40 protein-coding genes are annotated in these 26,359 nt (G+C 57.3%); 2 read left to right on the top strand and 38 right to left on the bottom strand.

Going from position 1 to position 26,359, the window contains the following annotated elements; all coding sequences use genetic code 11:
* Positions 1–47: 47 nt before the first annotated feature.
* Both ACQ4WZ_RS23355 and ACQ4WZ_RS23350 read right to left on the bottom strand, forming a co-directional pair.
* Positions 48–1,406 (bottom strand): ATP-binding protein, encoded by a 1,359-nt coding sequence (locus ACQ4WZ_RS23355; RefSeq protein ID WP_436574623.1) that lies wholly within the window; start codon positions 1,404–1,406, stop codon positions 48–50.
* A complete protein-coding gene (locus ACQ4WZ_RS23350; protein ID WP_101483586.1) occupies positions 1,403–2,131 on the bottom strand; it encodes a response regulator in 729 nt (242 codons plus the stop codon). Before ACQ4WZ_RS23350 ends, ACQ4WZ_RS23355 begins: the two co-directional genes overlap by 4 nt.
* Before the next feature lie 187 nt (positions 2,132–2,318).
* Here ACQ4WZ_RS23350 and ACQ4WZ_RS23345 point away from each other — a divergent pair, with 187 nt between their 5' ends.
* On the top strand, positions 2,319–2,852 hold the full coding sequence (locus ACQ4WZ_RS23345) for a Spy/CpxP family protein refolding chaperone (RefSeq protein ID WP_436574622.1): 534 nt from the start codon (positions 2,319–2,321) through the stop codon (positions 2,850–2,852).
* An 87-nt stretch (positions 2,853–2,939) separates the two neighbouring features.
* Here the strand turns inward: ACQ4WZ_RS23345 and dsbD are convergent, their stop codons facing one another.
* The 33 genes from dsbD to creB all read right to left on the bottom strand — a co-directional run bounded on the left by dsbD (position 2,940) and on the right by creB (position 23,629).
* The gene (gene dsbD, locus ACQ4WZ_RS23340; RefSeq protein ID WP_436574621.1) at positions 2,940–4,886 is read right to left on the bottom strand and encodes a protein-disulfide reductase DsbD; all 1,947 of its coding nucleotides are present in this window, start codon (positions 4,884–4,886) and stop codon (positions 2,940–2,942) included.
* A gap of 158 nt (positions 4,887–5,044) precedes the next feature.
* Entirely contained in the window at positions 5,045–5,437 is a 393-nt protein-coding gene (gene rplQ / locus ACQ4WZ_RS23335; RefSeq protein WP_010394482.1) for a 50S ribosomal protein L17, read from the bottom strand.
* A gap of 134 nt (positions 5,438–5,571) precedes the next feature.
* Positions 5,572–6,549: a DNA-directed RNA polymerase subunit alpha gene (locus tag ACQ4WZ_RS23330; protein ID WP_008444343.1), complete on the bottom strand. Its 978-nt coding sequence runs from the start codon at positions 6,547–6,549 to the stop codon at positions 5,572–5,574.
* 102 nt (positions 6,550–6,651) lie between these two features.
* The gene (gene rpsD, locus ACQ4WZ_RS23325; RefSeq protein WP_010394478.1) at positions 6,652–7,275 is read right to left on the bottom strand and encodes a 30S ribosomal protein S4; all 624 of its coding nucleotides are present in this window, start codon (positions 7,273–7,275) and stop codon (positions 6,652–6,654) included.
* A gap of 257 nt (positions 7,276–7,532) precedes the next feature.
* Complete coding sequence (rpsK, locus tag ACQ4WZ_RS23320) at positions 7,533–7,937, bottom strand: 30S ribosomal protein S11 (RefSeq protein WP_010394475.1); 405 nt, start codon at positions 7,935–7,937, stop codon at positions 7,533–7,535.
* 17 nt (positions 7,938–7,954) lie between these two features.
* Entirely contained in the window at positions 7,955–8,320 is a 366-nt protein-coding gene (gene rpsM, locus ACQ4WZ_RS23315; RefSeq protein ID WP_046681666.1) for a 30S ribosomal protein S13, read from the bottom strand.
* 14 nt (positions 8,321–8,334) lie between these two features.
* On the bottom strand, positions 8,335–8,448 hold the full coding sequence (rpmJ, locus tag ACQ4WZ_RS23310; RefSeq protein ID WP_010394471.1) for a 50S ribosomal protein L36: 114 nt from the start codon (positions 8,446–8,448) through the stop codon (positions 8,335–8,337).
* A 42-nt stretch (positions 8,449–8,490) separates the two neighbouring features.
* Entirely contained in the window at positions 8,491–8,709 is a 219-nt protein-coding gene (infA, locus tag ACQ4WZ_RS23305) for a translation initiation factor IF-1 (RefSeq protein WP_005663428.1), read from the bottom strand.
* Between the two features lie 18 nt (positions 8,710–8,727).
* Positions 8,728–10,062 (bottom strand): preprotein translocase subunit SecY, encoded by a 1,335-nt coding sequence (gene secY / locus ACQ4WZ_RS23300; protein WP_010394438.1) that lies wholly within the window; start codon positions 10,060–10,062, stop codon positions 8,728–8,730.
* Between the two features lie 32 nt (positions 10,063–10,094).
* Positions 10,095–10,526 carry a 50S ribosomal protein L15 gene (gene rplO / locus ACQ4WZ_RS23295; protein ID WP_034753211.1) on the bottom strand — a complete coding sequence of 144 codons (432 nt, stop codon included), beginning with the start codon at positions 10,524–10,526 and terminating at the stop codon, positions 10,095–10,097.
* Positions 10,527–10,556: 30 nt separating this feature from the next.
* Positions 10,557–10,736 carry a 50S ribosomal protein L30 gene (rpmD, locus tag ACQ4WZ_RS23290; RefSeq protein ID WP_010394435.1) on the bottom strand — a complete coding sequence of 60 codons (180 nt, stop codon included), beginning with the start codon at positions 10,734–10,736 and terminating at the stop codon, positions 10,557–10,559.
* 10 nt (positions 10,737–10,746) lie between these two features.
* The gene (rpsE, locus tag ACQ4WZ_RS23285) at positions 10,747–11,265 is read right to left on the bottom strand and encodes a 30S ribosomal protein S5 (RefSeq protein ID WP_010394433.1); all 519 of its coding nucleotides are present in this window, start codon (positions 11,263–11,265) and stop codon (positions 10,747–10,749) included.
* A 9-nt stretch (positions 11,266–11,274) separates the two neighbouring features.
* Positions 11,275–11,637, bottom strand: coding sequence for a 50S ribosomal protein L18 (gene rplR / locus ACQ4WZ_RS23280; RefSeq protein WP_071079767.1), 363 nt, complete (start codon positions 11,635–11,637; stop codon positions 11,275–11,277).
* A 13-nt stretch (positions 11,638–11,650) separates the two neighbouring features.
* Complete coding sequence (gene rplF / locus ACQ4WZ_RS23275; protein WP_034778281.1) at positions 11,651–12,184, bottom strand: 50S ribosomal protein L6; 534 nt, start codon at positions 12,182–12,184, stop codon at positions 11,651–11,653.
* 10 nt (positions 12,185–12,194) lie between these two features.
* Positions 12,195–12,590 carry a 30S ribosomal protein S8 gene (rpsH, locus tag ACQ4WZ_RS23270; protein WP_034753208.1) on the bottom strand — a complete coding sequence of 132 codons (396 nt, stop codon included), beginning with the start codon at positions 12,588–12,590 and terminating at the stop codon, positions 12,195–12,197.
* 14 nt (positions 12,591–12,604) lie between these two features.
* Positions 12,605–12,910, bottom strand: a complete 306-nt coding sequence (rpsN, locus tag ACQ4WZ_RS23265) for a 30S ribosomal protein S14 (RefSeq protein WP_010394423.1) — start codon at positions 12,908–12,910, stop codon at positions 12,605–12,607.
* Between the two features lie 2 nt (positions 12,911–12,912).
* Positions 12,913–13,452 carry a 50S ribosomal protein L5 gene (gene rplE, locus ACQ4WZ_RS23260; protein WP_010394421.1) on the bottom strand — a complete coding sequence of 180 codons (540 nt, stop codon included), beginning with the start codon at positions 13,450–13,452 and terminating at the stop codon, positions 12,913–12,915.
* Between the two features lie 6 nt (positions 13,453–13,458).
* A complete protein-coding gene (gene rplX, locus ACQ4WZ_RS23255) occupies positions 13,459–13,773 on the bottom strand; it encodes a 50S ribosomal protein L24 (protein WP_034753204.1) in 315 nt (104 codons plus the stop codon).
* 9 nt (positions 13,774–13,782) lie between these two features.
* The gene (gene rplN, locus ACQ4WZ_RS23250; RefSeq protein ID WP_008444317.1) at positions 13,783–14,151 is read right to left on the bottom strand and encodes a 50S ribosomal protein L14; all 369 of its coding nucleotides are present in this window, start codon (positions 14,149–14,151) and stop codon (positions 13,783–13,785) included.
* 253 nt (positions 14,152–14,404) lie between these two features.
* Complete coding sequence (gene rpsQ, locus ACQ4WZ_RS23245; RefSeq protein ID WP_010394415.1) at positions 14,405–14,677, bottom strand: 30S ribosomal protein S17; 273 nt, start codon at positions 14,675–14,677, stop codon at positions 14,405–14,407.
* Positions 14,674–14,865 (bottom strand): 50S ribosomal protein L29, encoded by a 192-nt coding sequence (rpmC, locus tag ACQ4WZ_RS23240; RefSeq protein WP_010394412.1) that lies wholly within the window; start codon positions 14,863–14,865, stop codon positions 14,674–14,676. The genes rpsQ and rpmC overlap by 4 nt, the downstream gene beginning before the upstream one ends.
* A gap of 12 nt (positions 14,866–14,877) precedes the next feature.
* Positions 14,878–15,297, bottom strand: coding sequence for a 50S ribosomal protein L16 (gene rplP, locus ACQ4WZ_RS23235; RefSeq protein WP_034753201.1), 420 nt, complete (start codon positions 15,295–15,297; stop codon positions 14,878–14,880).
* A 2-nt stretch (positions 15,298–15,299) separates the two neighbouring features.
* Complete coding sequence (gene rpsC, locus ACQ4WZ_RS23230; RefSeq protein ID WP_034753199.1) at positions 15,300–16,124, bottom strand: 30S ribosomal protein S3; 825 nt, start codon at positions 16,122–16,124, stop codon at positions 15,300–15,302.
* Positions 16,125–16,133: 9 nt separating this feature from the next.
* Entirely contained in the window at positions 16,134–16,466 is a 333-nt protein-coding gene (gene rplV / locus ACQ4WZ_RS23225; RefSeq protein WP_170840583.1) for a 50S ribosomal protein L22, read from the bottom strand.
* A complete protein-coding gene (gene rpsS, locus ACQ4WZ_RS23220; RefSeq protein WP_008444295.1) occupies positions 16,463–16,738 on the bottom strand; it encodes a 30S ribosomal protein S19 in 276 nt (91 codons plus the stop codon). The genes rplV and rpsS overlap by 4 nt, the downstream gene beginning before the upstream one ends.
* A gap of 10 nt (positions 16,739–16,748) precedes the next feature.
* A complete protein-coding gene (rplB, locus tag ACQ4WZ_RS23215) occupies positions 16,749–17,576 on the bottom strand; it encodes a 50S ribosomal protein L2 (RefSeq protein ID WP_010394400.1) in 828 nt (275 codons plus the stop codon).
* Positions 17,576–17,893, bottom strand: coding sequence for a 50S ribosomal protein L23 (rplW, locus tag ACQ4WZ_RS23210; protein ID WP_010394398.1), 318 nt, complete (start codon positions 17,891–17,893; stop codon positions 17,576–17,578). Before rplW ends, rplB begins: the two co-directional genes overlap by 1 nt.
* Positions 17,890–18,510, bottom strand: a complete 621-nt coding sequence (gene rplD, locus ACQ4WZ_RS23205) for a 50S ribosomal protein L4 (RefSeq protein WP_101483583.1) — start codon at positions 18,508–18,510, stop codon at positions 17,890–17,892. Before rplD ends, rplW begins: the two co-directional genes overlap by 4 nt.
* Positions 18,511–18,513: 3 nt before the next feature.
* Complete coding sequence (gene rplC / locus ACQ4WZ_RS23200) at positions 18,514–19,170, bottom strand: 50S ribosomal protein L3 (RefSeq protein ID WP_010394393.1); 657 nt, start codon at positions 19,168–19,170, stop codon at positions 18,514–18,516.
* A gap of 366 nt (positions 19,171–19,536) precedes the next feature.
* Positions 19,537–19,725 (bottom strand): hypothetical protein, encoded by a 189-nt coding sequence (locus tag ACQ4WZ_RS23195; RefSeq protein ID WP_101483582.1) that lies wholly within the window; start codon positions 19,723–19,725, stop codon positions 19,537–19,539.
* Positions 19,726–19,989: 264 nt separating this feature from the next.
* A complete protein-coding gene (gene creD / locus ACQ4WZ_RS23190; RefSeq protein ID WP_436574620.1) occupies positions 19,990–21,387 on the bottom strand; it encodes a cell envelope integrity protein CreD in 1,398 nt (465 codons plus the stop codon).
* A 92-nt stretch (positions 21,388–21,479) separates the two neighbouring features.
* Positions 21,480–22,901: a two-component system sensor histidine kinase CreC gene (gene creC / locus ACQ4WZ_RS23185; RefSeq protein ID WP_436574619.1), complete on the bottom strand. Its 1,422-nt coding sequence runs from the start codon at positions 22,899–22,901 to the stop codon at positions 21,480–21,482.
* Positions 22,898–23,629, bottom strand: a complete 732-nt coding sequence (gene creB, locus ACQ4WZ_RS23180) for a two-component system response regulator CreB (RefSeq protein WP_101484825.1) — start codon at positions 23,627–23,629, stop codon at positions 22,898–22,900. Before creB ends, creC begins: the two co-directional genes overlap by 4 nt.
* A 175-nt stretch (positions 23,630–23,804) precedes the next feature.
* Here creB and ACQ4WZ_RS23175 point away from each other — a divergent pair, with 175 nt between their 5' ends.
* Complete coding sequence (locus ACQ4WZ_RS23175) at positions 23,805–24,353, top strand: tetratricopeptide repeat protein (protein WP_436574618.1); 549 nt, start codon at positions 23,805–23,807, stop codon at positions 24,351–24,353.
* A gap of 18 nt (positions 24,354–24,371) precedes the next feature.
* Here the strand turns inward: ACQ4WZ_RS23175 and ACQ4WZ_RS23170 are convergent, their stop codons facing one another.
* From ACQ4WZ_RS23170 to ACQ4WZ_RS23160, 3 genes are all read right to left on the bottom strand, one after another.
* The gene (locus ACQ4WZ_RS23170) at positions 24,372–25,217 is read right to left on the bottom strand and encodes a DUF817 domain-containing protein (protein ID WP_436574617.1); all 846 of its coding nucleotides are present in this window, start codon (positions 25,215–25,217) and stop codon (positions 24,372–24,374) included.
* 215 nt (positions 25,218–25,432) lie between these two features.
* A complete protein-coding gene (gene rpsJ, locus ACQ4WZ_RS23165; protein WP_010394389.1) occupies positions 25,433–25,750 on the bottom strand; it encodes a 30S ribosomal protein S10 in 318 nt (105 codons plus the stop codon).
* Positions 25,751–25,929: 179 nt separating this feature from the next.
* The coding region (locus ACQ4WZ_RS23160) for an EF-Tu C-terminal domain-related protein (protein ID WP_436574616.1) at positions 25,930–26,359 on the bottom strand (430 nt) is incomplete at its 5' end.

The raw sequence follows: 26,359 nt of genomic DNA, 5'->3' as shown, positions 1-26,359 counted from the left end.
GTAGTTGCCAGGGGGGCATAAAGCACAATATTGTCGCACGGAAATGCTCACTTTCCTGCGTAATACTCTGGCACGATAAGGGTGACTTCCAGTCCACCGTCACCATGATTGGCCAGCAAGACCGTGGCGCCATGCTGCTCGGCGATGTTGCGCGCGATGGTCAGGCCCAGGCCCGTTCCGCCCGATTCGCGCGAACGCGATGTCTCGATGCGGTAAAACGGTTCGAATACCTTGGCCAGTTGATCTGGCGCAATACCCGGCCCGCCGTCGCGGATGCGGATGCGCGCCGCGCCGGCGATACGCTCGACGGTGACCTGCGCGTATATGCCATATTTGACGGCATTGTCGATCAAGTTCACCAGGCAGCGCCGCATGGCGATGGGACGGGCCATCAAGGCCATGCTGGCCTGCCCGGCCAGGGTTACATTCTGGCCGGCATCGGCCGCGTCGGAGCAGACGCTGTCGAGCAGGGAATCGAGATCGAGCGCCTGCATTGCTTCTGTGCTATCCATCGAGCGGGCCAGGTCCAGCCCTTCCTTGACCATGCTCTGCATGGCCGACAGGTCGCCTACCAGACGGTCATACAACTCTGTATCGGCCACTTTTTCCAGGCGCAGGCGCAGGCGCGTCAACGGCGTTTGCAAATCATGCGTGATGGCGGCCAGCATTTGTGTACGCTGGGAAATATGCTGGCGTATGCGCGCCTGCATGGCATTGAAGGCGGCACTGGCCTGCCGGATCTCGCTGGCGCCCGACAGGGTCAGCGGCGGATGGTTGATGTCGTTGCCCAGGTCTTTCGCCGCCTGCGCCAGCTGTTTGAGCGGACGCATGGTCATGCGCGTGACCAGGTAAGCGAGGATGGCGATGCTGATCAGGAAAGGCAGCAGGGTCATCCAGTCGTTATGTTCATTGAACGGTGGCTGCTGGCGTGGCGGCAAGACCATCAGACGCAGCACGTGACCGTCCTGCATGCGCACGTCGAGGTTTTCACAGGTACCGCCCCATGGTTTGGCACCGAACATGCCCGGCGACTGGCGTGGCTCGATACAGGCAGCCGGACGTTCGGCCAGCGCGCTGACCTTGAAGCCCTCGCCCAGCTTGGCTTGCAGGGCGCTGGAAAATTCCGTCGGCGCCCCGGGCACATGTTTTGTGTCGGGACGCAGTTCCAGGCGCACGCTGCCCTTGTTGGCCACTTTCAGGTAGGCGGCGCGCGAAGCCAGCGGCACCACGTCGGCCGCCATCACCAGCTGCTCGGCCCGCTCGACGGCGTGATAGTCGCGGTATTGCTCAATGGCACGTTGGCGTTCGCCCACGGCCAGCCACTGCGTCAGCGCGGCCGAAGCGACGATGCCGATCAGCAGAAACATGAATACACGGCCCGTCATCGACCCCAGGAAGGCCTTCACGCGTGCGGCTCCACGTTGACTTGCCCGGCCAGCACATAGCCGCCGTTGCGTACGGTCTTGATGATTTGCGGCAAACGGGCATCTTCACCGAGTTTTTGCCGCAAGCGGCTGATCTGGATATCGATGGAGCGGTCGAACGGGTCGGCGTCGCGCCCCTGCGTCAGGTTCAGCAGCTGGTCACGGTTGAGCACGCGGTTCGGATGTTCCAGGAACACGCGCAACAGGCGGAACTCGGCGCCCGACAGCATGATCACCAGGCCGGTGGGATTGAGCAGGTGGCGCGCCGTCAAGTCCAGGGTCCAGCCGGAAAAGCGGATTTGCTGCGCCTTGTCGGACGGGGCATTCGACGGCATGGCGTGACTGCGGCGCAGCACGCTGCGTATGCGCGCCAGCAATTCACGCGGCTCGAACGGTTTCGGCAAATAATCGTCGGCACCCATTTCCAGGCCCAGGATGCGGTCCAGCGGCTCATTGCGCGCCGTCAGCATGATCACCGGCACCGTCGATTGGGCACGCAGTTTGCGGCACAAGGTCAGGCCGTCGTCACCCGGCAGGTTCAAGTCGAGCACGATCAGGTCGGGCCGCGTTTCATCGAGGATTTTCCACATGGCCGTGCCATCTGCCGCGCCCAGGGTGCGGTAGGCGTTCGTTTCCAGGTAGTCCGCCAGCAAACTGCGGATGTCGCGGTCATCATCGACGATGAGAATTGTAGAAGTGGGTTCCATGGTACGAATTATCCCCACTTCCCCCGCCCTTGCACAACGCATTTGTATCGTCTTGTATATAGGAGACCCGAAGAAACATATAGATACAAACTGTCTGGCAGCGGACACTTCGGGGAAACATGGCGCGTCCAACATGGATTCATGTGCAGCAACATGTACATCCCTCATCTTTTACAAAGGAATCCAGATGAACGCCTCAATGACAACCTTGCGCAAGAACTTGATCATCGCCATGAGCGTACTCGGCATGGGTGCGGCATCGCTGACCGTCCACGCCCAGGAAGCGGCGGCCAGTGCGCCTGCCGCCAGTACCAAGATGCAACATGACGGCCAGCGCGGCCAGCACCGTGGTGGCAATCCCGCCGAACGCATGGCCAAATACCAGGCCCGCCTGCACGACAAGCTGAAACTGACAGCCGCACAGGAACCGGCCTGGACCACCTTCACGGCCGCCAACGCGCCGAAGAAGCCGATGGGCGACTGGAAGGCCAGGCACGAAGCGATGGCCAAGCTGTCGGCGCCGGAACGTATGGAGCAATGGATTGCCATGTCGAAGGAACGCATCGCTGGCCAGGAAAGCCGTTTGGCCTCGCTGAAAACCTTCTATGCCGTACTGACGCCGGAGCAAAAGAAAGTATTTGATGACAACGTGCCTGGCGGCAAGCATGGCGGCCATCGTGGTGGCCACCACGGCATGCAGGAGCATCCCAAAGCTGGATAAGTAGGATTAGGTCCGCAGGACCGTAACCCAACAACTTTGTTGGCGTGTACGGTGGTGTCGGGTTACGCCCTGACGGGCTAACCCGACCTACTCCTCGAGCTTGCGCAGGGAAGTCAGGAACGTCGATGCATTTTGGAAACCGATCACGCGCGACTGGGCGATTTCCTGCCCCTGCTGGTTGAACATGATGATCCCCGGTGGGCCGAACAACTGGAAACGCTTCAGCATGGCCTTGTCGTCGGCGTCATTGGCCGTCACGTCCACTTGCAGCAGCACGGCTTGTCCCATCTTCTCGCGCACGGCAGGGTCGACAAAGGTCAGCTTTTCCATTTCAATGCAGGACACGCACCAGTCCGCATAAAAATCCAGCAAGGCTGGCTTGCCATTGAGCTGCGCCAGCGCCGCGTCGAGCTGCGCCACGGTTTTCACGCGCGTAAACGGCTGCGCATGTACCTGTCCGCCGCCCAGGTGGGCCAACGGCGCCAGCGGGTCGCGCCCACCGCTGGCCACGCCGACCAGTTGCAGCACGCCCAACACGGCAAACACCAGGCCGAAGGCCTTGGCTACCCAGGCGTTCTTCGCACCGCTCTTGCCCACCAGCAGATACATGCCGTAACCGACGAACAGCACCGTCCAGCCCAGCATCTGCACGGCTCCCGGTAGCACGGGCGAGACCAGCCACCAAGCCACGCCCAATTGCAGCACACCAAAGAAGCGCTTGACGGCATCCATCCAGGCTCCGGCACGGGGCAGCAAGGTGCCGGCCGAAATACCCACCAACAGCAAAGGCACGCTCATGCCCACGGCCATGGCGAACAGGGCGCCGCCGCCGATGACGACGTCGCGCGTCTGGCTGATGTACAGCAAGGCGCCGGCCAGCGGCGCGGCCACGCATGGCCCCACAATCAGGGCGGAAATGGCGCCCATGACAAATACGCCCGCCAGGCGGCCCGAGGACTGCTGGTTCGACACGGATGTCAGCTTGCCCTGCAGGAAAGCTGGCACTTGCAACTCATACAAGCCGAACATCGACAGCGCCAGGCCCGCCATCAGCAAGGCGAAAACGCCAAGCACCCACGGATTTTGCAGCTTGGCCGCGAGGCCTTCGCCCGCCAAGCCGGCTGCCACGCCCAGCGCCGTGTAGACGATGGCCATGCCCAGCGCGTATGTCAGCGACAACAGCAAGCCACGTGAGCGGCTGACCTTGGCACCATCGCCGATGATGATCGACGACAAGATCGGCACCATCGGCAGCACGCACGGGGTGAACGCCAGCCCCAGGCCCAGCAACATGAACAGGGGCAAGATGACCAGCAGCTTGCCTCCCTTCAGCGCCGATTCGATCTTGCCCAGCTCGTTCTGCGCCGGCGCCGGGTTTGCCGCCACGGGAGCCACCGCCACCGGGTCGGGCGTGGCCGTGATATCGGGGGTGGCGATGCTTATCACTGATACGCCAGGCGACGCTTGCGCCTGCGGGCCGTTGACGGCCGCCGTGTCGGCTGCCGGCGCGGCCGGCAAGGCGAACTTCGATGCCACGCCACCGGGCGCCATGCTCTGGCCGCCGCCACCACCCACCAGCTGGGCCGCAGCATCCTGCGGCGCATAGCACAATCCCTTGTCGGAACAGCCCTGTCCCGTCGCCTTCAGAGTAAACGCACCAGCCGCCTCGACAGGAATGGTGATGGTGAGTGTCTTGCGGAACGTTTCCACGTTCTTCTGGAAAGTGTCGTCAAACTTGACCTTGCCGGCCGGATACACGGGCGTGCCCAGCTTGGCGCCCACGGCGTCGAACTTGAAGCGCTCGTGGTACATATAGTAACCATCGGCAATCACATAGGTGACGGCGATGGTGGCCGGGTCCTGCATGCGGGCGGAAAATTTGAAAGCCAGTTCGGGATCAAGGAACTCATCGTCGGCACGGGCATGGCCGGCGCCAAAAACGGCGATCAACAGGAAGAGGCAGGCCGCAAACCAGGTGAGGAAAGGATGGCGCGGCGCGGCGCCCGCAGTGGCGCTGGAGGGGAAACGGGACATGAACTACCTTTTCAACCATTCGACAGAGGACGCGCGGAGCAGGCAGCGCATGTGCCGGGCCGGCGCGAAAGGAGAATAGTACACCGCTGAAAGGATAGCTGCAGCAGAAAACAAAAAAGCCAGGCTAGGCCTGGCTTTCTTAGATGCAATTACTGGGATTACTCGCCAGCGATTTCAACTGCTTCGGTCGTATCTGGACGATCCATCAGTTCAACGAACGCCATAGGAGCGTTATCGCCGACGCGGAAACCCATTTTCAGGATACGCACATAGCCGCCGTTACGGTTGGCGTAACGTGGGCCCAGTTCAGCGAACAGCTTCAAGACCATTTCACGATCGCGCAGGCGGTTGAAAGCCAGACGCTTGTTTGCCAGGCAGTCAGTTTTGCCCAGGGTCAGAATTGGCTCGACAACGCGGCGCAGTTCTTTTGCTTTTGGCAGGGTGGTTTTGATCGCTTCGTGACGCAGCAGCGATACTGTCATGTTGCGCAGCATTGCCAGACGGTGGGACGAGGTACGATTCAGTTTACGGAGGCCGTGACCGTGACGCATGATAAATCCTTTCGGTGAGTGTTTAAATTCCAGCTCTTCGATCGATGAAGCTAGTGCAACATCGCGGGCCGGTTTGTTACTTCAAAAATAAAAGCCTGGGACACCTGTCCCAGGCAGTTTGCTACAACTACGAATTACTTTTCCAGGCCTGCAGGCGGCCAGTTTTCCAGCTTCATGCCCAAGGTCAAGCCGCGCGATGCCAGCACTTCCTTGATTTCGTTCAGGGACTTGCGACCCAGATTTGGCGTTTTCAGCAGTTCGTTTTCCGAACGTTGGATCAGGTCGCCGATGTAGTAGATGTTTTCCGCTTTCAGGCAGTTCGCCGAACGCACGGTCAACTCCAGGTCGTCGACTGGACGCAACAGGATAGGATCGACCAGCGGAGCGCGCGATGGCGCTTCGGCGGCAGCTTCCGTGCCTTCCAGGGCAGCGAACACATTCAACTGGTCCACCAGAACGCGGGCCGACTGGCGGATCGCTTCTTCCGGCGAGATCACGCCGTTGGTTTCGATGTTGATGATCAGCTTGTCCAGGTCGGTACGCTGTTCAACGCGGGCCGATTCAACGAAGTACGATACACGGCGCACTGGCGAGAACGACGCGTCCAGGATGATGCGACCGATGGTCTTGTTCGTGTCTTCCGACAGGCGACGCACGTTACCAGGAACGTAGCCGCGGCCTTTTTCAACCTTGATCTGCATGTCCAGCTTGCCACCGGCGGTCAGGTGGGCGATCACGTGGTCAGGGTTGATCAGTTCGACGTCATGCGGCAGGTCGATGTCGGAGGCCAGGATCGCGCCTTCGCCTTCTTTTTTCAGGGTCAGGGTTACCGAATCGCGGTTGTGGACTTTGAAAACCACACCCTTCAAGTTCAGCAACAGATCGACGACGTCTTCTTGCACGCCATCGAGGGAGGAATATTCGTGGACGACGCCAGCGATCGTCACTTCGGTTGGCGCATAGCCTACCATCGACGACAGCAGAACGCGGCGCAACGCGTTACCCAATGTGTGGCCATAGCCGCGCTCGAACGGCTCCATCACGACTTTGGCGTGACCGGCACCGAGAGCTTCAACATCGATAATACGTGGCTTCAACAAACTGTTTTGCATGAAATGTCCTTTTCAATACCCTCGGCTCATTACACCGATAAGGCTGATGGCATTAGTAAAACGCCCACTCGATCGAGTGGGCGGTGATGGTGCTAACTACTATTAACGCGAGTACAGCTCGACGATCAGCGATTCGTTGACGTCGTTAGCGATTTCGTTACGCTCTGGCAGGGACTTGAAGGTACCTTCCATTTTCTTGGCATCAACCGAAACCCAGCTAGGCATGCCGACTTGTTCAGCCAGCGACAGTGCTTCAACGATACGCACTTGCTTTTTCGATTTTTCACGAACAGCAACGATGTCGCCAACTTTGACAGCGTATGAAGCGATGTTGACAACGATACCGTTCACGGTGAACGCTTTGTGGCTGACCAATTGACGCGCTTCAGCGCGGGTCGAGCCAAAGCCCATGCGGTAGCAAACGTTGTCCAGACGCGTTTCCAGCAACTTCAACAGCGTTTCGCCGGTGTTGCCTTTACGACGGTCTGCTTCAGCGAAGTAGCGGCGGAATTGACGTTCCAGCACGCCGTACATGCGCTTGACTTTTTGCTTTTCGCGCAGTTGGTTACCGTAGTCCGAGGTGCGGGCGCCGGATTTGACACCGTGCTGGCCTGGTTTGACATCCAGTTTGCACTTGCTGTCCAGCGAGCGACGTGCGCTCTTCAGGAACAGGTCAGTACCTTCACGGCGGGAGAGTTTTGCTTTAGGTCCGATATAACGTGCCACGATACTTCCTTTTTTTAATGATAACGCCCCAGCCACATGCATGATGAAACACACTGATGCGGTTAGGCGCTAGTCTGATTTGGTTTCAATCAGACGGTGGCTGAAAACGAAAAACCCGTCAAATTGAATTTGACAGGCAAGAACAGCCGGGCAGTATAACCGTTTCCGGCTCCCTGCTCCAGCGATTTCACACAACTGTACTGAGTTACAACAGACAGCAAAGCAGCTGGCGCCGAAGCGCCCTCTGCAACACTATCTTAGATACGACGACGTTTCGGTGGACGGCAACCGTTGTGCGGTACCGGCGTCACGTCCTGGATCTCGGTGATCTTGATGCCCAGGTTGTTCAGCGCGCGAACGGCGGACTCACGACCAGGACCTGGGCCCTTGATACGTACTTCCAGGTTCTTGACGCCACACTCAACAGCCACTTTACCAGCGGCTTCCGCGGCGACCTGCGCTGCGAACGGGGTCGATTTACGCGAACCCTTGAAGCCTGCACCGCCGGAGGTAGCCCACGACAAGGCATTGCCTTGACGATCGGTGATGGTAATGATGGTGTTATTGAACGAAGCGTGGACATGTGCAATGCCTTCAGCGACGTTCTTTTTAACTTTTTTACGCACGCGTGCTGATGCGGCGTTATTTTGCGACTTAGCCATAATTATTCCCTAGCGGATTATTTTTTCAGCGATTGAGCGGCTTTACGCGGTCCCTTGCGGGTACGTGCGTTCGTACGCGTACGCTGGCCACGGCAAGGCAGACCCTTACGATGACGCATGCCGCGGTAGCAACCCAGATCCATCAAACGCTTGATGTTCATGGACAGTTCACGACGCAGATCGCCTTCGACGATGAATTTACCTACTTCATCGCGCAGTTTTTCCAGTTCGCTGTCATCCAGATCTTTGATCTTTTTGTTGGTTGCTACACCGGTCGATGCACAGATTTTCTCTGCGCGTGGACGGCCCACACCGTAGATGGCCGTCAGGCCGATAACGGTATGCTGATGATTTGGGATATTAACCCCTGCAATACGTGCCATTTGTTATTCCTCGATTAACCTTGACGCTGCTTGTGACGTGGTTCCACGCAGATTACGCGGACTACGCCTTTGCGCTTGATGATCTTGCAGTTGCGGCAGATCCGCTTGACTGATGCGAGAACTTTCATTTTTGGGCTCTTTCTTTCGCTTCTTTGGTTTGATTCAGTGTGTTACTTGGTACGGAACACAATGCGGGCTCGGCTCAGGTCGTACGGCGTTAACTCCACCGTCACCTTGTCTCCAGGGAGAATGCGAATATAGTTCATCCGCATTTTACCTGAAATATGCCCGAGCACCACGTGTCCGTTCTCCAGCTTCACTCGAAATGTTGCATTTGGGAGATTCTCAAGAATCTCGCCCTGCATCTGTATGACGTCGTCTTTTGCCATTCGGTATGTTTACCGCGCTTAACGCGTCGGAATTCCGCCCTTGAAATTTGCTTTGCGCAGCAGCGAATCATATTGCTGCGACATCACGTAGTTCTGTACTTGCGCCATGAAATCCATGGTGACAACTACAATAATCAATAAAGAAGTACCGCCGAAATAGAATGGTACTTTCCACTGGGCTTGCATAAATTCCGGCAATAAACACACCAGGGTGATGTAGACTGCGCCGGCAAGTGTCAAGCGTGTCAGGATCTTGTCGATGTAACGGGCTGTTTGCTCGCCTGGACGGATCCCGGGAATGAACGCACCGCTTTTCTTCAAGTTATCCGCTGTTTCCTTGCTGTTAAACACCAGCGCTGTATAGAAGAAACAGAAAAACACGATCGCCACTGCGTACAACAGCGCATGGATAGGCTCACCAGGCCCCATCGATGCTGCCAAATCTTTCAAGAACCGCACCGCAGGGTTAGCGTTGTCGGCGCCCTTCGAAAACCAGTCCACGATAGTGGCCGGAAACAAGATGATCGAAGAAGCAAAGATCGGCGGGATCACGCCGGCCATGTTCAGCTTCAACGGCAAATGGCTGGTTTGACCGCCATAAATCTTGTTGCCTACCTGGCGCTTCGCGTAATTGACCAATATTTTGCGCTGACCACGTTCGACGAATACAACGAAGTACGTTACCAGTGCTACCAGAATCACGATGAAAATCGCGCTGAAGCTGCCGATCGAACCATTCGACACCTGAGTGAACAAGCCACCCAACGCCGACGGCAGACCTGCTGCAATCCCGGCAAAAATGATGATCGAGATGCCATTACCCAAACCACGCTCGGTAATTTGCTCACCCAACCACATCAAAAACATTGTACCGGTCAACAAAGTGACGACCGTCACGAAGCGGAATGCAAGACCAGGTTCCAACACGAGACCAGCTTGCGACTCCAGTGCGACTGCAATGCCCAACGCTTGGAACAGTGCCAGGGCAACCGTGAAATACCGGGTGTACTGGGTGATCTTGCGACGACCTGCTTCGCCTTCTTTTTTCAACGCTTCCATCTGCGGTGACACGATCGACAGCAACTGCATGATGATCGAGGCCGAGATATAAGGCATGATACCCAGCGCAAACACTGTAAAACGAGACAAGGCACCGCCCGAGAACATGTTGAACATGCCCAGGACGCCGCCTTCGTGCTCCTTGAACAGCGAGGCTAATTGTGTCGGGTCAATCCCGGGAACCGGGACGTGAGCACCGATACGATAAACCACCAATGCGCCAAGCAAAAACCAGAGCCGTCCCCAAGGGAAACCGGCCGCTGCACTTTTAGCAAGTTGTGGATTAGTCGCCAATTTTCGCTCCGATCAAGCTGTTAGCGGTCAACTCAGGCTACCGAGCCGCCGGCTGCTTCGATGGCTGCTTTCGCGCCAGCGGACACTTTCAAGCCCTTCAAATTCACCGCTTTGGTGATTTCGCCGGACAAGATCACGCGCACGTCACGGGCCAACACGCCCAGAACGCCAGCTTGCTTCAAGACCAGAATGTCGACATCGCCAACAGCCAGGTTGTTCAGATCGGACAGGCGCACTTCAGCTTTGAAGGTTGCGTGCATCGATTTGAAACCGCGCTTAGGCAGACGGCGTTGCAGAGGCATCTGACCGCCTTCGAAACCGACTTTATGAAAGCCGCCCGAACGCGATTTCTGACCTTTGTGACCACGACCCGAGGTTTTACCCAGGCCGGAGCCGATACCGCGACCGACGCGACGCTTGTAGTGCTTAGCGCCTTCGGCTGGTGCAATAGTATTCAATTCCATGATTTGCTCCGTTCGTGTAAGCCCGAAGGCTTACCCGACAACTTTAACGAGATACGATACTTTATTGATCATGCCGCGTACGGATGGGGTGTCTTGCAATTCGGAAACCGAATTTACACGACGCAGACCCAGACCGCGCACGGTAGCGCGATGCGATTCGCGCGTACCGATCAAGCCCTTGACCAATTGCACTTTGACTGTGTTTGTCATTTTGTCCACCTTAAGCCAGAATGTCTTCGACCGACTTGCCGCGTTTGGCAGCGATATCGGAAGCAGTGCTCATTTTCGACAGGCCGTCCAGCGTAGCGCGTACCAGGTTGTATGGGTTGTTCGAACCGGTGGATTTCGCCACCACGTCCGTCACGCCCATCACTTCGAAGATAGCGCGCATTGCGCCACCAGCGATAACGCCAGTACCAGGCTTAGCTGGGTTCATCAGGACCTTGGAGGCGCCGTGACGACCAACAACCGTGTGATGCAAGGTACCGTTTTTGAGCGGTACTTTGATCAGATTGCGACGGGCTTCTTCCATTGCCTTCTGCACGCCAACTGGCACTTCTTTCGATTTGCCCTTGCCCATGCCGACGCGGCCATCGCCATCACCAACTACGGTCAGCGCGGCGAAACCCATGATACGACCACCCTTGACCACTTTGGTCACGCGGTTGATCGCGATCATTTTTTCGCGCATGCCATCATCCGGCTTGTCGCTTTGCATTTTTGCTTGCATTTTTGCCATGATTGATCCTTAGAACTTCAGACCGGCTTCGCGTGCGGCTTCTGCCAACGCTTTCACACGGCCGTGGTAACGGAAACCGGAGCGGTCAAACGCAACTTCGGTAATCCCTGCTTTCAACGCTTTTTCAGCGACGCGCTTGCCGATCAAGGCTGCAGCAGCGGCATTGCCGCCTTTGCCGGATTGGCCTGCCAGTTCAGCGCGAACTTCCGCTTCAGCCGTCGAGGCCGAAACCAGGATTTTTGCATCCGGGCTGATCAGGTTGGCGTAAATGTGCAGGTTGGTGCGATGCACCGACAAGCGATTTACTTTCAATTCCGCAATCTTGATGCGGGTTTGGCGTCCGCGGCGAAGCCGTGATTCTTTCTTATCCATCGTCAGCCCCTAATTACTTCTTCTTGGTTTCTTTAAGCTTAACCACTTCGTCCGCATAGCGAACGCCCTTGCCTTTATAAGGCTCAGGAGCGCGGTAAGCACGAACTTCAGCGGCTACCTGGCCAACCTGTTGACGGTCGATACCTTTAATCAGGATCTCGGTCGGGGTTGGTGTTGCGCAGGTAACGCCAGCTGGCATGTCATGCACTACAGGGTGCGAGAAACCCAGGGACAGATTCAACTTGTCGCCTTGAGCTTGCGCCTTGTAACCCACGCCTACCAGGTTCAGCTTTTTCTCGAAACCCTTGGTGACACCAACAACCATGTTGTTGACCAGTGCGCGCAGCGTGCCGGACATGGCATTGGCTTCGCGGCTGTCGTTCGCCACGTCGAAACTCAGGGTTCCTGCATTGTTTTCTACTTTGACCTGACCGGTAAGGGCCTGGGAAAGTACGCCCAGCGGGCCTTTTACGGTGATCGCTTGTGCGGAGATGGCGACTTCGGCGCCAGCTGGCACTACGATAGGCATTTTAGCTACTCGAGACATGTGTAACTCCTTAAGCCACGTAGCAAATAACTTCGCCGCCGACACCGGTAGCGCGTGCTTTGCGGTCAGTCATGACGCCTTGCGGAGTCGACACGATCGCCACACCCAAGCCATTCATCACAACAGGGATCTCGTCTTTACCCTTGTAGACGCGCAGACCCGGACGGGACACGCGCTCCAAGCGCTCAATAACGGGACGGCCAACATAATACTTCAAACCGATTTTCAGTTCCGCTTTGCCACCAGCTTCGGCAACAGCGAAATCTTCAATGTAACCCTCGTCCTTCAGGACGCTGGCAATCGCAATTTTGACTTTCGACGATGGCATGGCCACGGTCGTCTTTTGCACGCCTTGTGCATTGCGAATGCGGGTCAGCATATCGGCGATAGGATCGCTCATACTCATTGCATATTCTCCTATTACCAGCTTGCTTTTGTCATACCCGGAATTTCACCACGCATGGCGAATTCACGGAGCTTGATACGACCCAGACCGAATTTACGGAATGTGCCGCGCGGACGACCGGTGATGGCGCAACGATTACGTTGACGCGTCGGGTTCGAGTTACGTGGCAGCGCCTGCAATTTCAGGCGAGCTTCGTAGCGCTCTTCTTCCGATTTCGATTGGTCATCGACGATGGCCTTGAGAGCTTCGCGCTTAGGGGCGAATTTCGCCACCAGGTCAGCACGCTTGATCTCACGATTAATCAGTGACAGTTTGGCCATGATCAGTTCCTGAAAGGGAATTTAAAGGCGGCGAGCAAAGCTTTGGCTTCGTCATCGGTCTTAGCGGTTGTCGTGATGCTGATATTCATACCGCGCAACGCGTCAATCTTGTCGTATTCGATTTCAGGGAAAATGATCTGTTCCTTGACACCGATGTTGTAGTTACCACGACCATCAAATGCACGGCCGTTCACACCACGGAAATCGCGTACGCGCGGCAGAGCCACGGTAATGAAGCGATCCAGGAACTCGTACATGCGAGCGCCGCGCAGGGTGACCATCGTACCGATCGGGTAACCTTCACGGATTTTGAAGCCTGCGATCGCTTTGCGGGACTTGGTGGTCACTGGCTTCTGGCCGGCGATCTTGGTCAAGTCAGCAACTGCGTGCTCGAGAACTTTTTTATCCGCGATAGCCTCACCAACACCCATGTTCAGGGTGATTTTGGTCAGGCGTGGAACTTCCATTACCGACTTGTAACCAAACTTGCTGGTCAGGTCGGCAACGACTTTTTCTTTATAGAATTCTTGGAGACGTGCCATGATTTCTTAAGCCTTCACTACTTCGCCGGAGGATTTAAAGATGCGGACTTTCTTGCCGTCCACTTCTTTGAAACCCACGCGATCTGCCTTGCCAGTCGCTGCATTAAACAATGCAACGTTGGACACGTGAATTGGCATGGTCTTATCGACGATACCACCAGTTACGCCAGTCATCGGGTTTGGCTTAGTCGCTTTTTTAGCGATGTTAATGCCATCAACCACGATATGTTCAGCATCGATACGCTGCTGTACCACACCACGTTTGCCCTTGTCTTTCCCGGTCAGAACGATGACTTCGTCGTTTTTACGAATCTTATCCATTACGACTCCTTACAGGACTTCCGGTGCCAGGGACACGATTTTCATGAACTTCTCAGTACGCAGTTCGCGTGTGACAGGTCCAAAAATACGGGTACCGATCGGTTCCAGCTTGGCGTTCAACAGAACGGCGGCGTTGCCGTCGAACTTCACCAGGGAACCGTCTTGGCGGCGAACACCTTTAGCGGTGCGCACAACCACGGCGTTATAAATTTCACCTTTTTTGACACGGCCACGTGGCGCAGCAACCTTAACGGTTACCTTGATCACATCGCCAATGCCAGCATAACGGCGCTTGGAGCCGCCCAATACCTTGATGCACATTACTTCTTTGGCACCGGTATTGTCAGCCACTTCGAGCCGGCTTTCAGTTTGAATCATAGTATTCTCTTTCCCAACTTAAGCCGAAGAATCCACACAATGTAGACCCACGGTCAGTCTTGGTCCCGCCAGAGCCGCCCTGCTGGGCTTCACTGTTTGGGTGCATGACCTTCATACATCAACTGACCGCGAATGCTACTGTCTGTGGCCAGACACTTTGCGGCGTTACATGAACGAAGCCCGCAAGTATTACATACAATTTGCGGGCCTGCAAGTACTAATTAAAACCCACCGCCGAAACGGTGGTTTTTATTTAAACGGTTGGTGCGGCTTGAACCACACGTGTCACCGTCCATGCCTTCGTTTTGGAGATCGGGCGACCTTCCTGGATCTCGACCGTATCACCGGCCTTGACTTGGTTGGTCTCGTCATGCGCGTGATACTTGTTCGAGCGCATGATGATCTTGCCATACAAAGGATGTTTTACGTGGCGCTCGATCAGAACGGTAACGGTCTTGTCCATCTTGTCCGAAACCACTTTACCGATCAGCGTGCGCTTGAGCGACTGTTTCACTGGTTCGTTCATTTGGCTTCCTTCAGATTCATTACCGTCTTCACACGCGCGATATCGCGGCGTACCTTCTTGAGCTGCGAAGTGTTGCTCAGCTGCTGCGTAGCGATTTGCATGCGCAGGCCGAACTGTGCCTTCAACAGGTCATTCAGCTCTTTTTGCAGAGCTGGCTGGTCCTTGCCGCGGAGTTCAGATGCTTTCATATACAACTCCAATTATTGGCCGACTTGGCGGATGACAAACGTCGTCGCCAGTGGCAGTTTAGCGGCGGCAAGACGGAATGCTTCCCGTGCCAGCGCTTCATCAACGCCATCCATTTCGTACAGTACTTTGCCTGGCTGAATTTCAGCGACGTAGTACTCAGGATTACCTTTACCGTTACCCATACGGACTTCAGCCGGTTTGTTCGAAATCGGTTTGTCCGGGAAAATACGGATCCAGATACGGCCACCGCGCTTGATGTGACGCGTCATTGCACGACGCGCCGCTTCAATTTGACGCGCAGTGATACGACCGCGCGCAACTGCCTTCAGACCGAATTCGCCAAACGACACGGCGGTGCCGCGGCTGTGCGAAATACCGGTGTTACGGCCTTTCTGCTCTTTACGATACTTTCTGCGTGCTGGTTGCAGCATGATTATTCTCCTGCTTTCTCAGCTGGTGCTGCTGCGGCGGCCGGTTTAGCGGCGGTACGCACACGTGCACCTGGTGCTGTGGATGGTTTCGCACCGGCACCGGCTGGACGTGGACGGCCAGCTGGCTTGCCATCGTCACGGCGTGGGCCGCGGCTTTTCTTCTCGTCAGCTGGGGTATCGATGACTGGTGCATCGCCGTTAGGCGCGCGGTCACCTTTGTATACCCACACCTTGACACCGATGATGCCGTAGGTGGTCGACGCTTCGCTGGTACCGTAGTCGATATCGGCGCGCAGGGTATGCAGAGGCACGCGGCCTTCGCGGTACCACTCTTTACGCGCGATTTCGATACCGTTCAGACGGCCGGACGACATGATCTTGATACCGAGAGCACCCAGGCGCATTGCATTTTGCATTGCACGCTTCATGGCGCGGCGGAACATGATCCGTTTTTCCAGCTGCTGAGCGATCGAATCGGCGATCAGTTGCGAGTCGATTTCTGGCTTGCGAATTTCTTCGATGTTCACGTGAACAGGTACGCCCATGATCTTGGTCAGCGCGGACTTCAGTACTTCGATGTCTTCGCCTTTTTTACCAATGACCACGCCTGGACGCGAGCTGTAGATCGTGAAGCGCGCGTTCTTGGCTGGGCGCTCGATAACGATGCGGCCAACGGAAGCGTTCTTCAGTTTCTTTTTCAGGTAAGCACGTGCTTTCAAGTCTTCGTTCAGCATGGCAGCGAAATTACCGTTGCCTGCATACCAGCGCGAAGCCCAGTTACGGGTGACCGCCAGACGGAAACCGGTTGGATGAATTTTCTGACCCATCGTGGCTCCTTAGTTACCGACAGTCACGTAAACGTGACAGGATTGTTTCGAAATACGGTCGCCACGGCCTTTTGCACGCGCGGTGAAGCGCTTCAGGACGGGGCCCTTTTCGACGTAGATCGTTTTCACGAACAATTCGTCGATGTCCGCGCCATCATTGTGCTCGGCATTCGCAATAGCGGATTCCAGAACGCGTTTGATGATCGCAGCACCTTTTTTCGGGCTGAATTGCAAGATGTTGAGTGCAGCGTCAACTTTCTTGCCACGGATCAGGTCAGCAACCAGGCGGCCCTTTTGGTCCGACAGGCGCACACCTTTGAGGATAGCTTTAGTTTCCATTATTTCTTAGCCTTTTTGTCAGCTGCATGGCCCTTGAACGTACGGGTCAGTGCGAATTCGCCGAGCTTGTGACCAACCATGTTTTCGGAAACATAAACCGGCACGTGCAGCTTGCCGTTATGAACCGCGATCGTCAGGCCGATGAAGTCAGGCATGATTGTCGAACGACGCGACCAGGTTTTGATTGGCTTTTTGTCTTTGGCTGCTTGCGCGGCTTCAACTTTTTTCACCAGGTGGGCGTCACAGAACGGCCCTTTTTTCAATGAACGTGTCATGTGCTACCCCTTATTTCTTGCCGCGGCGCGAGACGATCATGGAAGTCGTACGCTTGTTGCTGCGTGTTTTCTTACCCTTGGTCTGTTGGCCCCATGGCGAAACTGGATGACGACCAGCTGCTGTTTTACCTTCACCACCACCGTGCGGGTGATCGACCGGGTTCATGACCACACCGCGAACGGTAGGACGAACACCGCGCCAGCGCATCGCGCCAGCTTTACCGATTTTACGCAGGCTGTGCTCGGCATTGCCGACTTCACCAACCGTTGCACGGCACTCGATGTGCACGCGACGTACTTCACCCGAGCGCAGACGCACTTGAGCGTAGGTACCTTCACGCGCCATCAGCACAACACCAGCACCAGCGGTACGTGCCATTTGGGCACCTTTACCTGGCAGCATCTCGACGCAATGCATCACGGTGCCGACTGGGATGTTACGGATTGGCAAGCAGTTACCCGATTTGATCGGTGCTTCCGAACCGTTCATCACGCTGTCGCCAACGGCCATGCCTTTGGTTGCGATGATGTAGTGACGTTCGCCGTCGGCGTAGCACAGCAGAGCGATATTCGCGGTGCGGTTTGGATCGTATTCGATACGTTCCACTTTCGCTGGAATACCATCTTTGGTGCGCTTGAAGTCGATCAAGCGATAGTGTTGCTTATGACCACCACCGATATGACGGGTGGTGATGTGACCGTTGTTGTTACGACCAGCGGTCTTGGATTTCTTTTCAACCAGGGCAGCGAACGGACGACCTTTGTACAGATCTGGGTTCACCACCTTTACCATGCCGCGACGGCCTGGCGAGGTTGGTTTCATCTTAACGAGTGCCATTATGCAGCCTCCTCGGAGAAGTTGATTTCCTGGCCAGGCTTCAGGCACACGAAAGCACGCTTGGTATGGTTACGACGACCGTTGAACTTGCCGGTGCGCTTTTGCTTACCTTCGCGGTTTGCAGTTTGCACGGACAGAACTTCAACCTTGAACAGCAGTTCGACCGCTGCCTTGATTTCAGGCTTGGTTGCATCCGGCAATACGCGGAATACAATTTGCTCGTTCTTTTCCGCGACCATGGTGGCCTTTTCGGAAATGACCGGCGCCAACAGCACCTTCATCAAGCGTTCTTCGCTATGTTTCAAAATCGCGCTCATGCCAGCATCTCCTCAATCTTAGCCAATGCAGCTTTGGTGACCAAGATCTTCTTGTAGAACACCAGGGACATCGGGTCTGCGTGACGTGGCTCAACGACGAGTACGTTAGGCAGGTTGCGCGATGCCAGTTCCAGGTTTTCGTTCAGAACGTCGGTGATGATCAGAACCGAATCAAAGCCCAGGCCGCTCAATTTTTGCGACAGCAGCTTGGTTTTTGGCGCGTCGATCGTCAGATCGTCGATGACGATCAGGCGCTCTTCGCGAGCCAGCTGCGACAGGATCGAGCAGATACCTGCGCGATACATTTTTTTGTTCACTTTGTGGGTGAAGTTTTCGTCAGGCGAGTTCGGGAAAATCCGACCACCGCCGCGCCACAGTGGCGACGACGACATACCAGCACGAGCGCGGCCGGTACCTTTTTGGCGCCATGGCTTTTTCGTCGTGTGGTGAACTTCTTCACGGTCTTTTTGCTTGCGGTTACCACTACGTGCATTCGCTTGATAAGCGATGACGACTTGGTGGATCAGCGCTTCATTGTAGTCACGGCCGAAAATCGTATCGGCTGCAGCAACGTTCGAGGCGGCTTGACCTTGCGCATTCAGAAGCTTGAGTTCCATCGTTTAAGCTCCCTTCTTGGCTTTGGTTTTGATGGCTGGCGAGACAACTACCTGGCCATTTTTCGCACCTGGAATCGCGCCTTTGACCAGCAACAGCTGACGGTCGGCATCGATACGGGCGATCACGAGGTTCTGGATCGTACGGTTAACGTCACCCAGATGACCGGTCATGCGCTTACCAGGGAAAACGCGACCTGGATCTTGTGCCATACCGATGGAACCTGGAACGTTATGCGAACGCGAGTTACCGTGCGTTGCACGGCCAGAAGCGAAGTGGTAACGTTTGATAACGCCTGCATAGCCTTTACCGATGGTAACGCCTTGCACGTCGATCTTTTGACCGACTTCGAACAGGGAAGCAGCGACAACATCGCCAGCTTTCAGTTCAGCGGCTTTAGCAGCGTCGACACGGAACTCTTTCAACAGAGTACCGGCTTCAACACCAGCTTTAGCGTGATGACCAGCAACAGCTTTGGTCACGCGGGAAGCGCGACGTTGACCGAATGCGACCTGAACAGCGGAGTAACCATCTGTTTCAGGGGTTTTGATTTGCGCAACACGGTTGTTCGATACGTCCAACACGGTGACCGGGATCGAATCCCCTTCATCCGTGAAAATGCGCATCATACCAACCTTGCGACCGAGAAGGCCTAGGCTCATTTTTTCTCCATTCCCACCTGCGATTGGGCGGGGCTTGTTTAACTACAAAGTAACGTAGGACTCAAAAAAGACGAATCCATACCGAAGCCGGCTAGTATATAGCACAAAAACCCTTGACGCAACAAGTTAACACGAGGTATGTCAAAGTGTTGCGCGACGCCCCTGCGGGAGTTGTCGGCGGGCTTGAAAAACGCTGCCGCAAGGCAATGCAAAGCACCCAAAGCGCGGCCGCATGCGGCCTTGAAGCGATGAACAGCGCGCGCGGCACACGCTGGCAGCGACAGAAACAACGAGGGCGCGTACACAGCATACGCGCCCTCTTCACCTCGTCAATCACGCATGGTGCACCCGCGGGCGCACCTCATTTCAGACCTTGCACTGCTCGATGCAATGCTTGTAAATCATCTCACAGATGGGACTGGAGGCCGAGCCGGGCATGCCGCCCGAACACACATTGGCCCGGATGGCACACTCCAGCGTGCAGTCATTGCCGGCAAACGCATACGAAGCGCTCAGGCCGAGCGCAAACAGGAAGGCCGTGGTTTTCTTGATCATGGTATGTCTCCGTTCGGGTTATCTACAAAATGATGGAAGAACCGGCAGGACCGCCACGCCATCACGACACTACGGACGGCCCGCCATTACTAAAAAAGTAACACCAATAGAATACCGTAAACAATACCAACCAAACACCAATTTATGTAGAAACCAGATAAGTTTATGCGTTTGGCGCGCTCGCCTTCAGCCATACAAATGGCGAGCCGCGGAATCATCTGCAACTCGCCAATGCCATGCCGCAGCCGGGCACATATCGCCGCCCTACTCTTGCGCTGATCCTCTGCCAATTTGATACCAGTCCACCTTGCGCGTTACCACCATGATGGCCGCCAGCACGGCAAACAATAGAATGCTGCCCATCACCAGCGCATTGTTTTCCGAGTTCAGCAAGCCGTACAAGGCGCCATACAGCACCATCAGGGCCACGCCAAAGCCGATCGCACGCCCGGTGCTCCTGAGTACGTAAGTCAGGTAAAAGCTGGTCAGCACGATACAGGCGGCGCTGGCAATCAGATAGGCGGCGAGGAAGGCGATATGCTCGGCCAGGCCCACCAGCAGCAGGAAGAAGATCACCAGCGACAGGCCCACCAGCAAATACTGCACCGGATGGATCGGCAGGCTTTTCAAAATTTCAAAGATGAAGAAGGCGGCAAAGGTCAGCGCCACGAACAGCAATCCATATTTGGTGGCGCGGTCCGATTGCGAGTACACGTTCACCGGCTCGATGAAGCCGACGCTGAAGCGATCCACCCGGCCCAGCGGCGCACTGTCGAGCACCTTGAATTCCCCCTCGATGGTGCTCAGCTGCGTTTGCGCATTGCTGGCCAGCGACGAGATGTTCCACTCGGTCTGAAAGCCATCGGCGTTGATCTGGCGATATTTCGGCGACGGCAGGAAGCGCCCGCCAAACTGCGGATGAGGCCAATTCGACTTGATGCTGATCTGGCTGTTTTTCGCCACCGGCACGAAATGCTGGCGTTCGATGCCGTCCAGTCCCAGGTCAAAGCTGAATTTCACCTCTTGCGTTTGCGCCAGCGCCATGGCGCCCAGCGGCGCGTGCAGCCCGCTGCGGAAGGCAAACAGGTCGGTGCCCTGTTCAAACTCGATTTGGCGCCCGCCCCAATCGATTTTCGGGATATTGTGAATGCCACGCACATCCTCGATCGATAGCGCAATGAAAGGCTGACCAACGGCAATACGCGCGTCCGGCGTCTTGCGCGGCAGTTGGTCAAGACTCGGCACCGTGAAGTCGCCCTTGAACGCATGCTGGCCGCTGTACACCAGCACCTGGTGGATACCACGGTAGCGGCGGTCGGTCTCAATGGTTCCCACCTGCAGCAAAAGGTTCGGGTACACGAGCAAGCGGCGCTGCACCGTACGGCGCAGCAACTCCGTGCGCACAGGCCCACTCTCTGCCTGTGTCTTGTCATCGCCCTTCCCCACTTCCACGCGCTCTTCATATTGTTCCGTGTAGGGGATCACCAGGATGGGGCCGATGATAGTTTGTTCGCGCACCGAATCGGCGGCGATGCTGTCGACGGCTTCCTGGCGGAATTCCATCCGCTCCTTGATCGTTTCCTGAATCATCAGCAAAGGCAGGCCGATCACCAGCATCAGGCCGAACACCATCAACGCTTTGACGAATAGAGTTTTTTGCATGGCGCATCCTTGAATAAAGAATGCCAGTGTAAAAAAGTTGTATGCGCTGACGATGCAGTCTGTGTGAAGCCGGCAAATAAAGTGCGCTGAGCCTAGGCCAGCGGCAGGCACAGGCGCGCGCAGGCGCCGCCCTCCGCATGATTGAGCACCTCGACCGCGCCGCCGTGCAGGGAAGCGACCTCGCGCACGAAGGGCAGGCCCAGGCCAGTACTCTTGCCCGCGCTCGGGCGCGGCAAGGAATAAAAGCGCTCGAAGACGCGTTCGAGCGCATACGCGGGGATGCCTGCGCCTTGGTCTCGCACGGCAATTTCCACCTGGCTGCCCTGGCAATGCGCCGTCAGATCGATGCAGCTGCCCGGCGGCGCAAAGCCGGCCGCGTTGTCGAGCAGGTTACCCAGGGCCTGGCGCAGCAGCAGGGCGTCCCCGGCCACGCTCGCCTCGTCCGCCTGCATCTGCAGGCGCACGCCGCGTGTCGCCAGGGTGGCGGCCGCGTCCTGCGCCACTTGCGCCAGCAACGGCCTCAGTGCGATGCGCTCGGGATGCTCCAGCCGCTGCTGCTTTTCCACGCGCACCAGGGCCAGCAGCTTGTCGATCAGCTGCCGCTGACGCGCGTTCTGTTCCAGGATACTGGCCAGGAACTGGCGCCGCTCGGCCGGCGGCATGTCTTCCTGCAGCAGTTCCGCCGAGGCCTGGATGGCGGCGATCGGGCTTTTCAACTCATGCGCCAGCGTGTGCATCAGCTGCTCCACATATTCCTTGCCTTCCAGGCGCGTGCGCATCGCCTCCAGCGCCCGGCCCAAGGTGCCAATCTCGTTCTTGCCCAGCGCCGGCAGCGCCACCTTGCGCCCTGCTTCCACGTCGCCGATGTAATGCATCAGCTTGCCCAGCGCATGGTGCAACCACCAGGCGAATGCCAGGCCGATCAGCAGCGACAGCAGCAACAGGATGGCGCCACGCTGCAATATCTTGCGCTGGCTGCGTTCGACAAACGCTTGCACGCTGGCATTCGGCTTGGCCACCGTCAGCACGCCGATCACTTCATTGCCGTCGCGAATCGGCGCGGCCACGTGCATCACCGTCGACATCTCGTCGTCTGGCCGGCTGCGCGTGCTGCGCGCGCCATACTTGCCCTGCAAGGTGAGATACACGTCATTCCAGCGCGAATAGTCGCGCCCTACGTCGCGCCCGCTGGAATCGAACAGCACGATGCCGTGCCGGTCCGTGATGGTAATGCGGTAATCGAGCGTGCGCTTGCGCACGCCATTGATATTGACGTCCACGCCATGGCGCGCGTAGTCCTGCATGCGTTCGGCTATGGGCGACTGTGCCAGCGTGCCCGCCGCCACGTCGGGCGCCACCAGGTTAGCCAGCAGTTGCGAGGTATCGACCAGGGTGTCTTCCAGGGTCGAGCGCACGCCAGGCTTGACCTGCTCCATGAAGACGTTCAACAGGAACCACGCGGCAAGGCCGACGATCAGGAAGTAGCCGAGCAGGATGCGCAGGCCGATCTTCATGCGCCGCTCAGGCTGTAGCCGAGGCCACGGTGGGTATGAATGGGATCGACCTGCGCATCGATGGCGCGCAGCTTGGCGCGCAGCGATTTGACGTGCGCATCGACGGTGCGCTCTAGCGTGTCGGGCGCCCCGCTCCACACACGCTCCATCAGCTGCGCGCGCGACAGGACGTGGCCCGGATGCTCGAGCAAGGTCTTCAGCAACAGGTATTCATAGCGGGTCAGGTCCAGCGGCTGGCCGTGAAACAGTACTTTCGCCTCCAGCGCGCGCAACGCGAAGCGGGCCGGAGCGGTCGCGGCGACAGGAGCGGCTATCGCCATGCCAGTCTCGCGGGGCGCTGGCGCGACACCTGCGCGGCGCAGGATGACGCGGATGCGCGCCACCAGTTCGCGCGGCGAAAACGGCTTGGTGACGTAGTCATCGGCGCCGATTTCCAGGCCGACGATGCGGTCGATCTCGTCGCTGCGGGCCGTCAGGAAGATCACTGGCACTTCGGAAAACTGGCGCAGGCGGCGACACACTTCCAGCCCGCTCATGTCAGGCAAGCCCACGTCGAGCACCACCAGAACGGGCATCTGCGCCGCTTCGCCGGGCGTTGGGCGCAGCGCGGCCAGGGCTTGCTCGCCCAACATCACATGACGCGGCGTAAAGCCGTCCGTGCGCAGGGCATAGGCGATGCTGTCGGCAATCGCCTGTTCATCTTCCACGATCAGGACAGTCTTGGACATGGCGGCGGCACGCATTAGTGGACAGACCCGGAGTATCCCCGACGCACGCAAGCGGCGTCAATCGCGCGCTTTGCGGTGCGCCGGCAAAAAGCCACCGAGCCAAAAAAACTTATAGTATATTTATCGCAGCATGACTCCACTGATACACCGTGTCCAACACCCGTCCGAGGAGACTATGAAGAACCATACCATCAGCCTGCTATGCGCTGTCAGCCTGCTGGCCGCCTGCGCGGCGCCAGCGACACTCACCACCTCCAACGCACAACACGACGCCTGCAACGCGGCCGAACTCAAGGGACAGTTTGGCGAAGCGGAACTGGCTTGCGTACAGGCGCTGCGCAGCGCCGAGCAGGCCGGTGCCAGCGCAGACATCCTCTCCCAGCGCCAGTACAACCTGGGCCGCATCAAGCGCTTGCAGGGCAAGAATGCCGAAGCGGAGCAACTGTACCGGCAAGCCCTGGCCACGGAAGAAGCGGCGCAGCCACGCAGCGAGGCACGTGTCGGCCGTCGCACGGTGGAACTGGCGTCGGCGCTGGCGGCGCAAGGGAAGTGGCAGGAAGGCACGGGCTATCTGGAACGCGTGCTACCGCTGCTGCCGAAGCTGTCGCCCGCTGCGCGCACGTATTCGGCGGAAGTGCTGCGCCAGTACGCCAGGCAGCTGCAAGGCGGCCCGCAAGCAGCGCTGGCCGTACGCTTTGCAGCAGTCGCGGCCAGCCTGCAATAAGTGGCCCCAGGGCCCGGCCTAGGGCTGGGCGACGTGGATGCTGGCCTTGATGTGCTTGAGGTGGGCCACGATGGTGAACGTCATCACCACCAGCAGCGACCATGAGCTCCATTTGCTGACATGCACCACCGACCAGGCGCCAAGCTGGTTGGGATAGCGCCACACGCCCCAGAAGGTGCTGATGTTTTCGGCCAGCCAGATAAAAAAGCCAACCAGCACGAAACCGAGCAGCAAGGGCATGCTGCGGTCGCGGTCGAGCGGACGAAACACCACAGTGGTGCGCGCGTACAAGCCCAGCGCGCAGGCGGCCAGATACCAGCGATAGTCGCCGATGTAGTGATGGGTAAAGAAGTTGGCATAGATCAGCAGCGCGATCAGCACCGCCATCCAGTACGGCGGATGGTGGCGTATCCGCATGTCGAGCAGGCGCCAGGTCTGGATGATGTAGCTACCGACGGCCGCATACATGAAGCCGGAGAACAGGGGGACGCCGAACACCTTGCTGTAGGCGAAATCAGGATAGCTCCATGACTGGATCGACCCCGATACCTTGAACACCTCCAACGCGAAGCCGACCGCGTGAAACAGGCAGATGGCTTTCAACTCATCCCATGTTTCCAGCCCGCGCCAGACCATCGCGCCCTGGATCGCCAGGGCGACCAGCAGAAGCACGTCATAACGCGGCAGGCCGAACAGGCCGGCGCGCGGCACCAGGAACACGGCAGTAAAAAACAGCCCCACGAACAGGCACGACCTCGCCTCCTTGATGCCAAAATACAGGAATTCGGTCAGGAAACGCGGCCAGCCGCGCAAGCGGTTACGGGGCGCGGCATTTAACAGGTGGGTATCGAGGGCATTGAGCATGCCGGAACTTTATCGAGCGGCCGCAACGCTGTAAAGCAATTTTGCTCGCGTACGGCCTTGCAGCCATTGTCGACCTAGCACCAATAGCAATGGGGCCGGGCGCACTCACGATTGTGAGCAGGCCCGGCCCCATCATCAGGCAGCGGGACACCCCGCCAGCCTGGAACAACTGTCAACACCTGATGCTACGGTATTGTCAGCTGCCCTTGAAACTCTTATTGCAGTTTGATTTCAACATCAACACCAGCTGGCAGGTCCAGCTTCATCAGCGCGTCAACGGTTTTGTCCGTTGGGTCAACGATGTCCATCAGGCGTTGGTGCGTACGGATCTCGAACTGATCGCGCGAAGTTTTGTTGACGTGCGGGGAACGCAGCACATCGAAACGTTGAATACGGGTAGGCAGTGGTACTGGGCCTTTGACGACAGCGCCGGTGCGCTTCGCGGTTTCAACGATTTCCAGAGCGGACTGGTCGATCAGTTTGTAATCGAAAGCCTTCAGGCGGATACGGATTTTTTGGTTTGGTGCCGACATGATATTTCCTTAAAAGAACGAACCGCGCAGTCTGCACGGCAATGAGGTCATACGGGAATTTCTGACGCAACAACCGTCAGGGTCGACATGATAGCACCAAAATGCTTGCCAACCCCGGCAGTTGAATAAAAAGAAGGGCGCCGGGCGACGACGCGTCTTCTTTTATGCAGGCTTAAGAATTAAGCCAGGATTTTTGCAACAACACCAGCGCCGACGGTACGACCGCCTTCGCGGATAGCGAAGCGCAGACCTTCTTCCATCGCGATCGGGTTGATCAGCTTGACGGTGATCGACACGTTATCGCCTGGCATAACCATTTCTTTGTCTGCTGGCAACTCGATCGAACCAGTCACGTCCGTCGTGCGGAAGTAGAACTGTGGACGGTAGTTGTTGAAGAATGGCGTATGACGGCCGCCTTCGTCTTTCGACAGAACATAGATCTCGCCGGTGAAGTGAGCATGCGGCTTGATCGAGCCTGGCTTTGCCAGAACTTGACCACGTTGCACGTCTTCACGCTTGGTGCCGCGCAGCAGCAGACCAACGTTGTCGCCTGCTTGACCTTGGTCCAGCAGTTTGCGGAACATTTCCACGCCGGTGCAAGTCGTTTTG

The organism is Janthinobacterium darwini, from assembly GCF_051380905.1.
GTDB lineage: Bacteria > Pseudomonadota > Gammaproteobacteria > Burkholderiales > Burkholderiaceae_D > Janthinobacterium.
The sequence above is the reverse complement of the archived record's forward strand: the minus strand, read 5'-3'. Positions and strand labels throughout refer to the sequence as shown.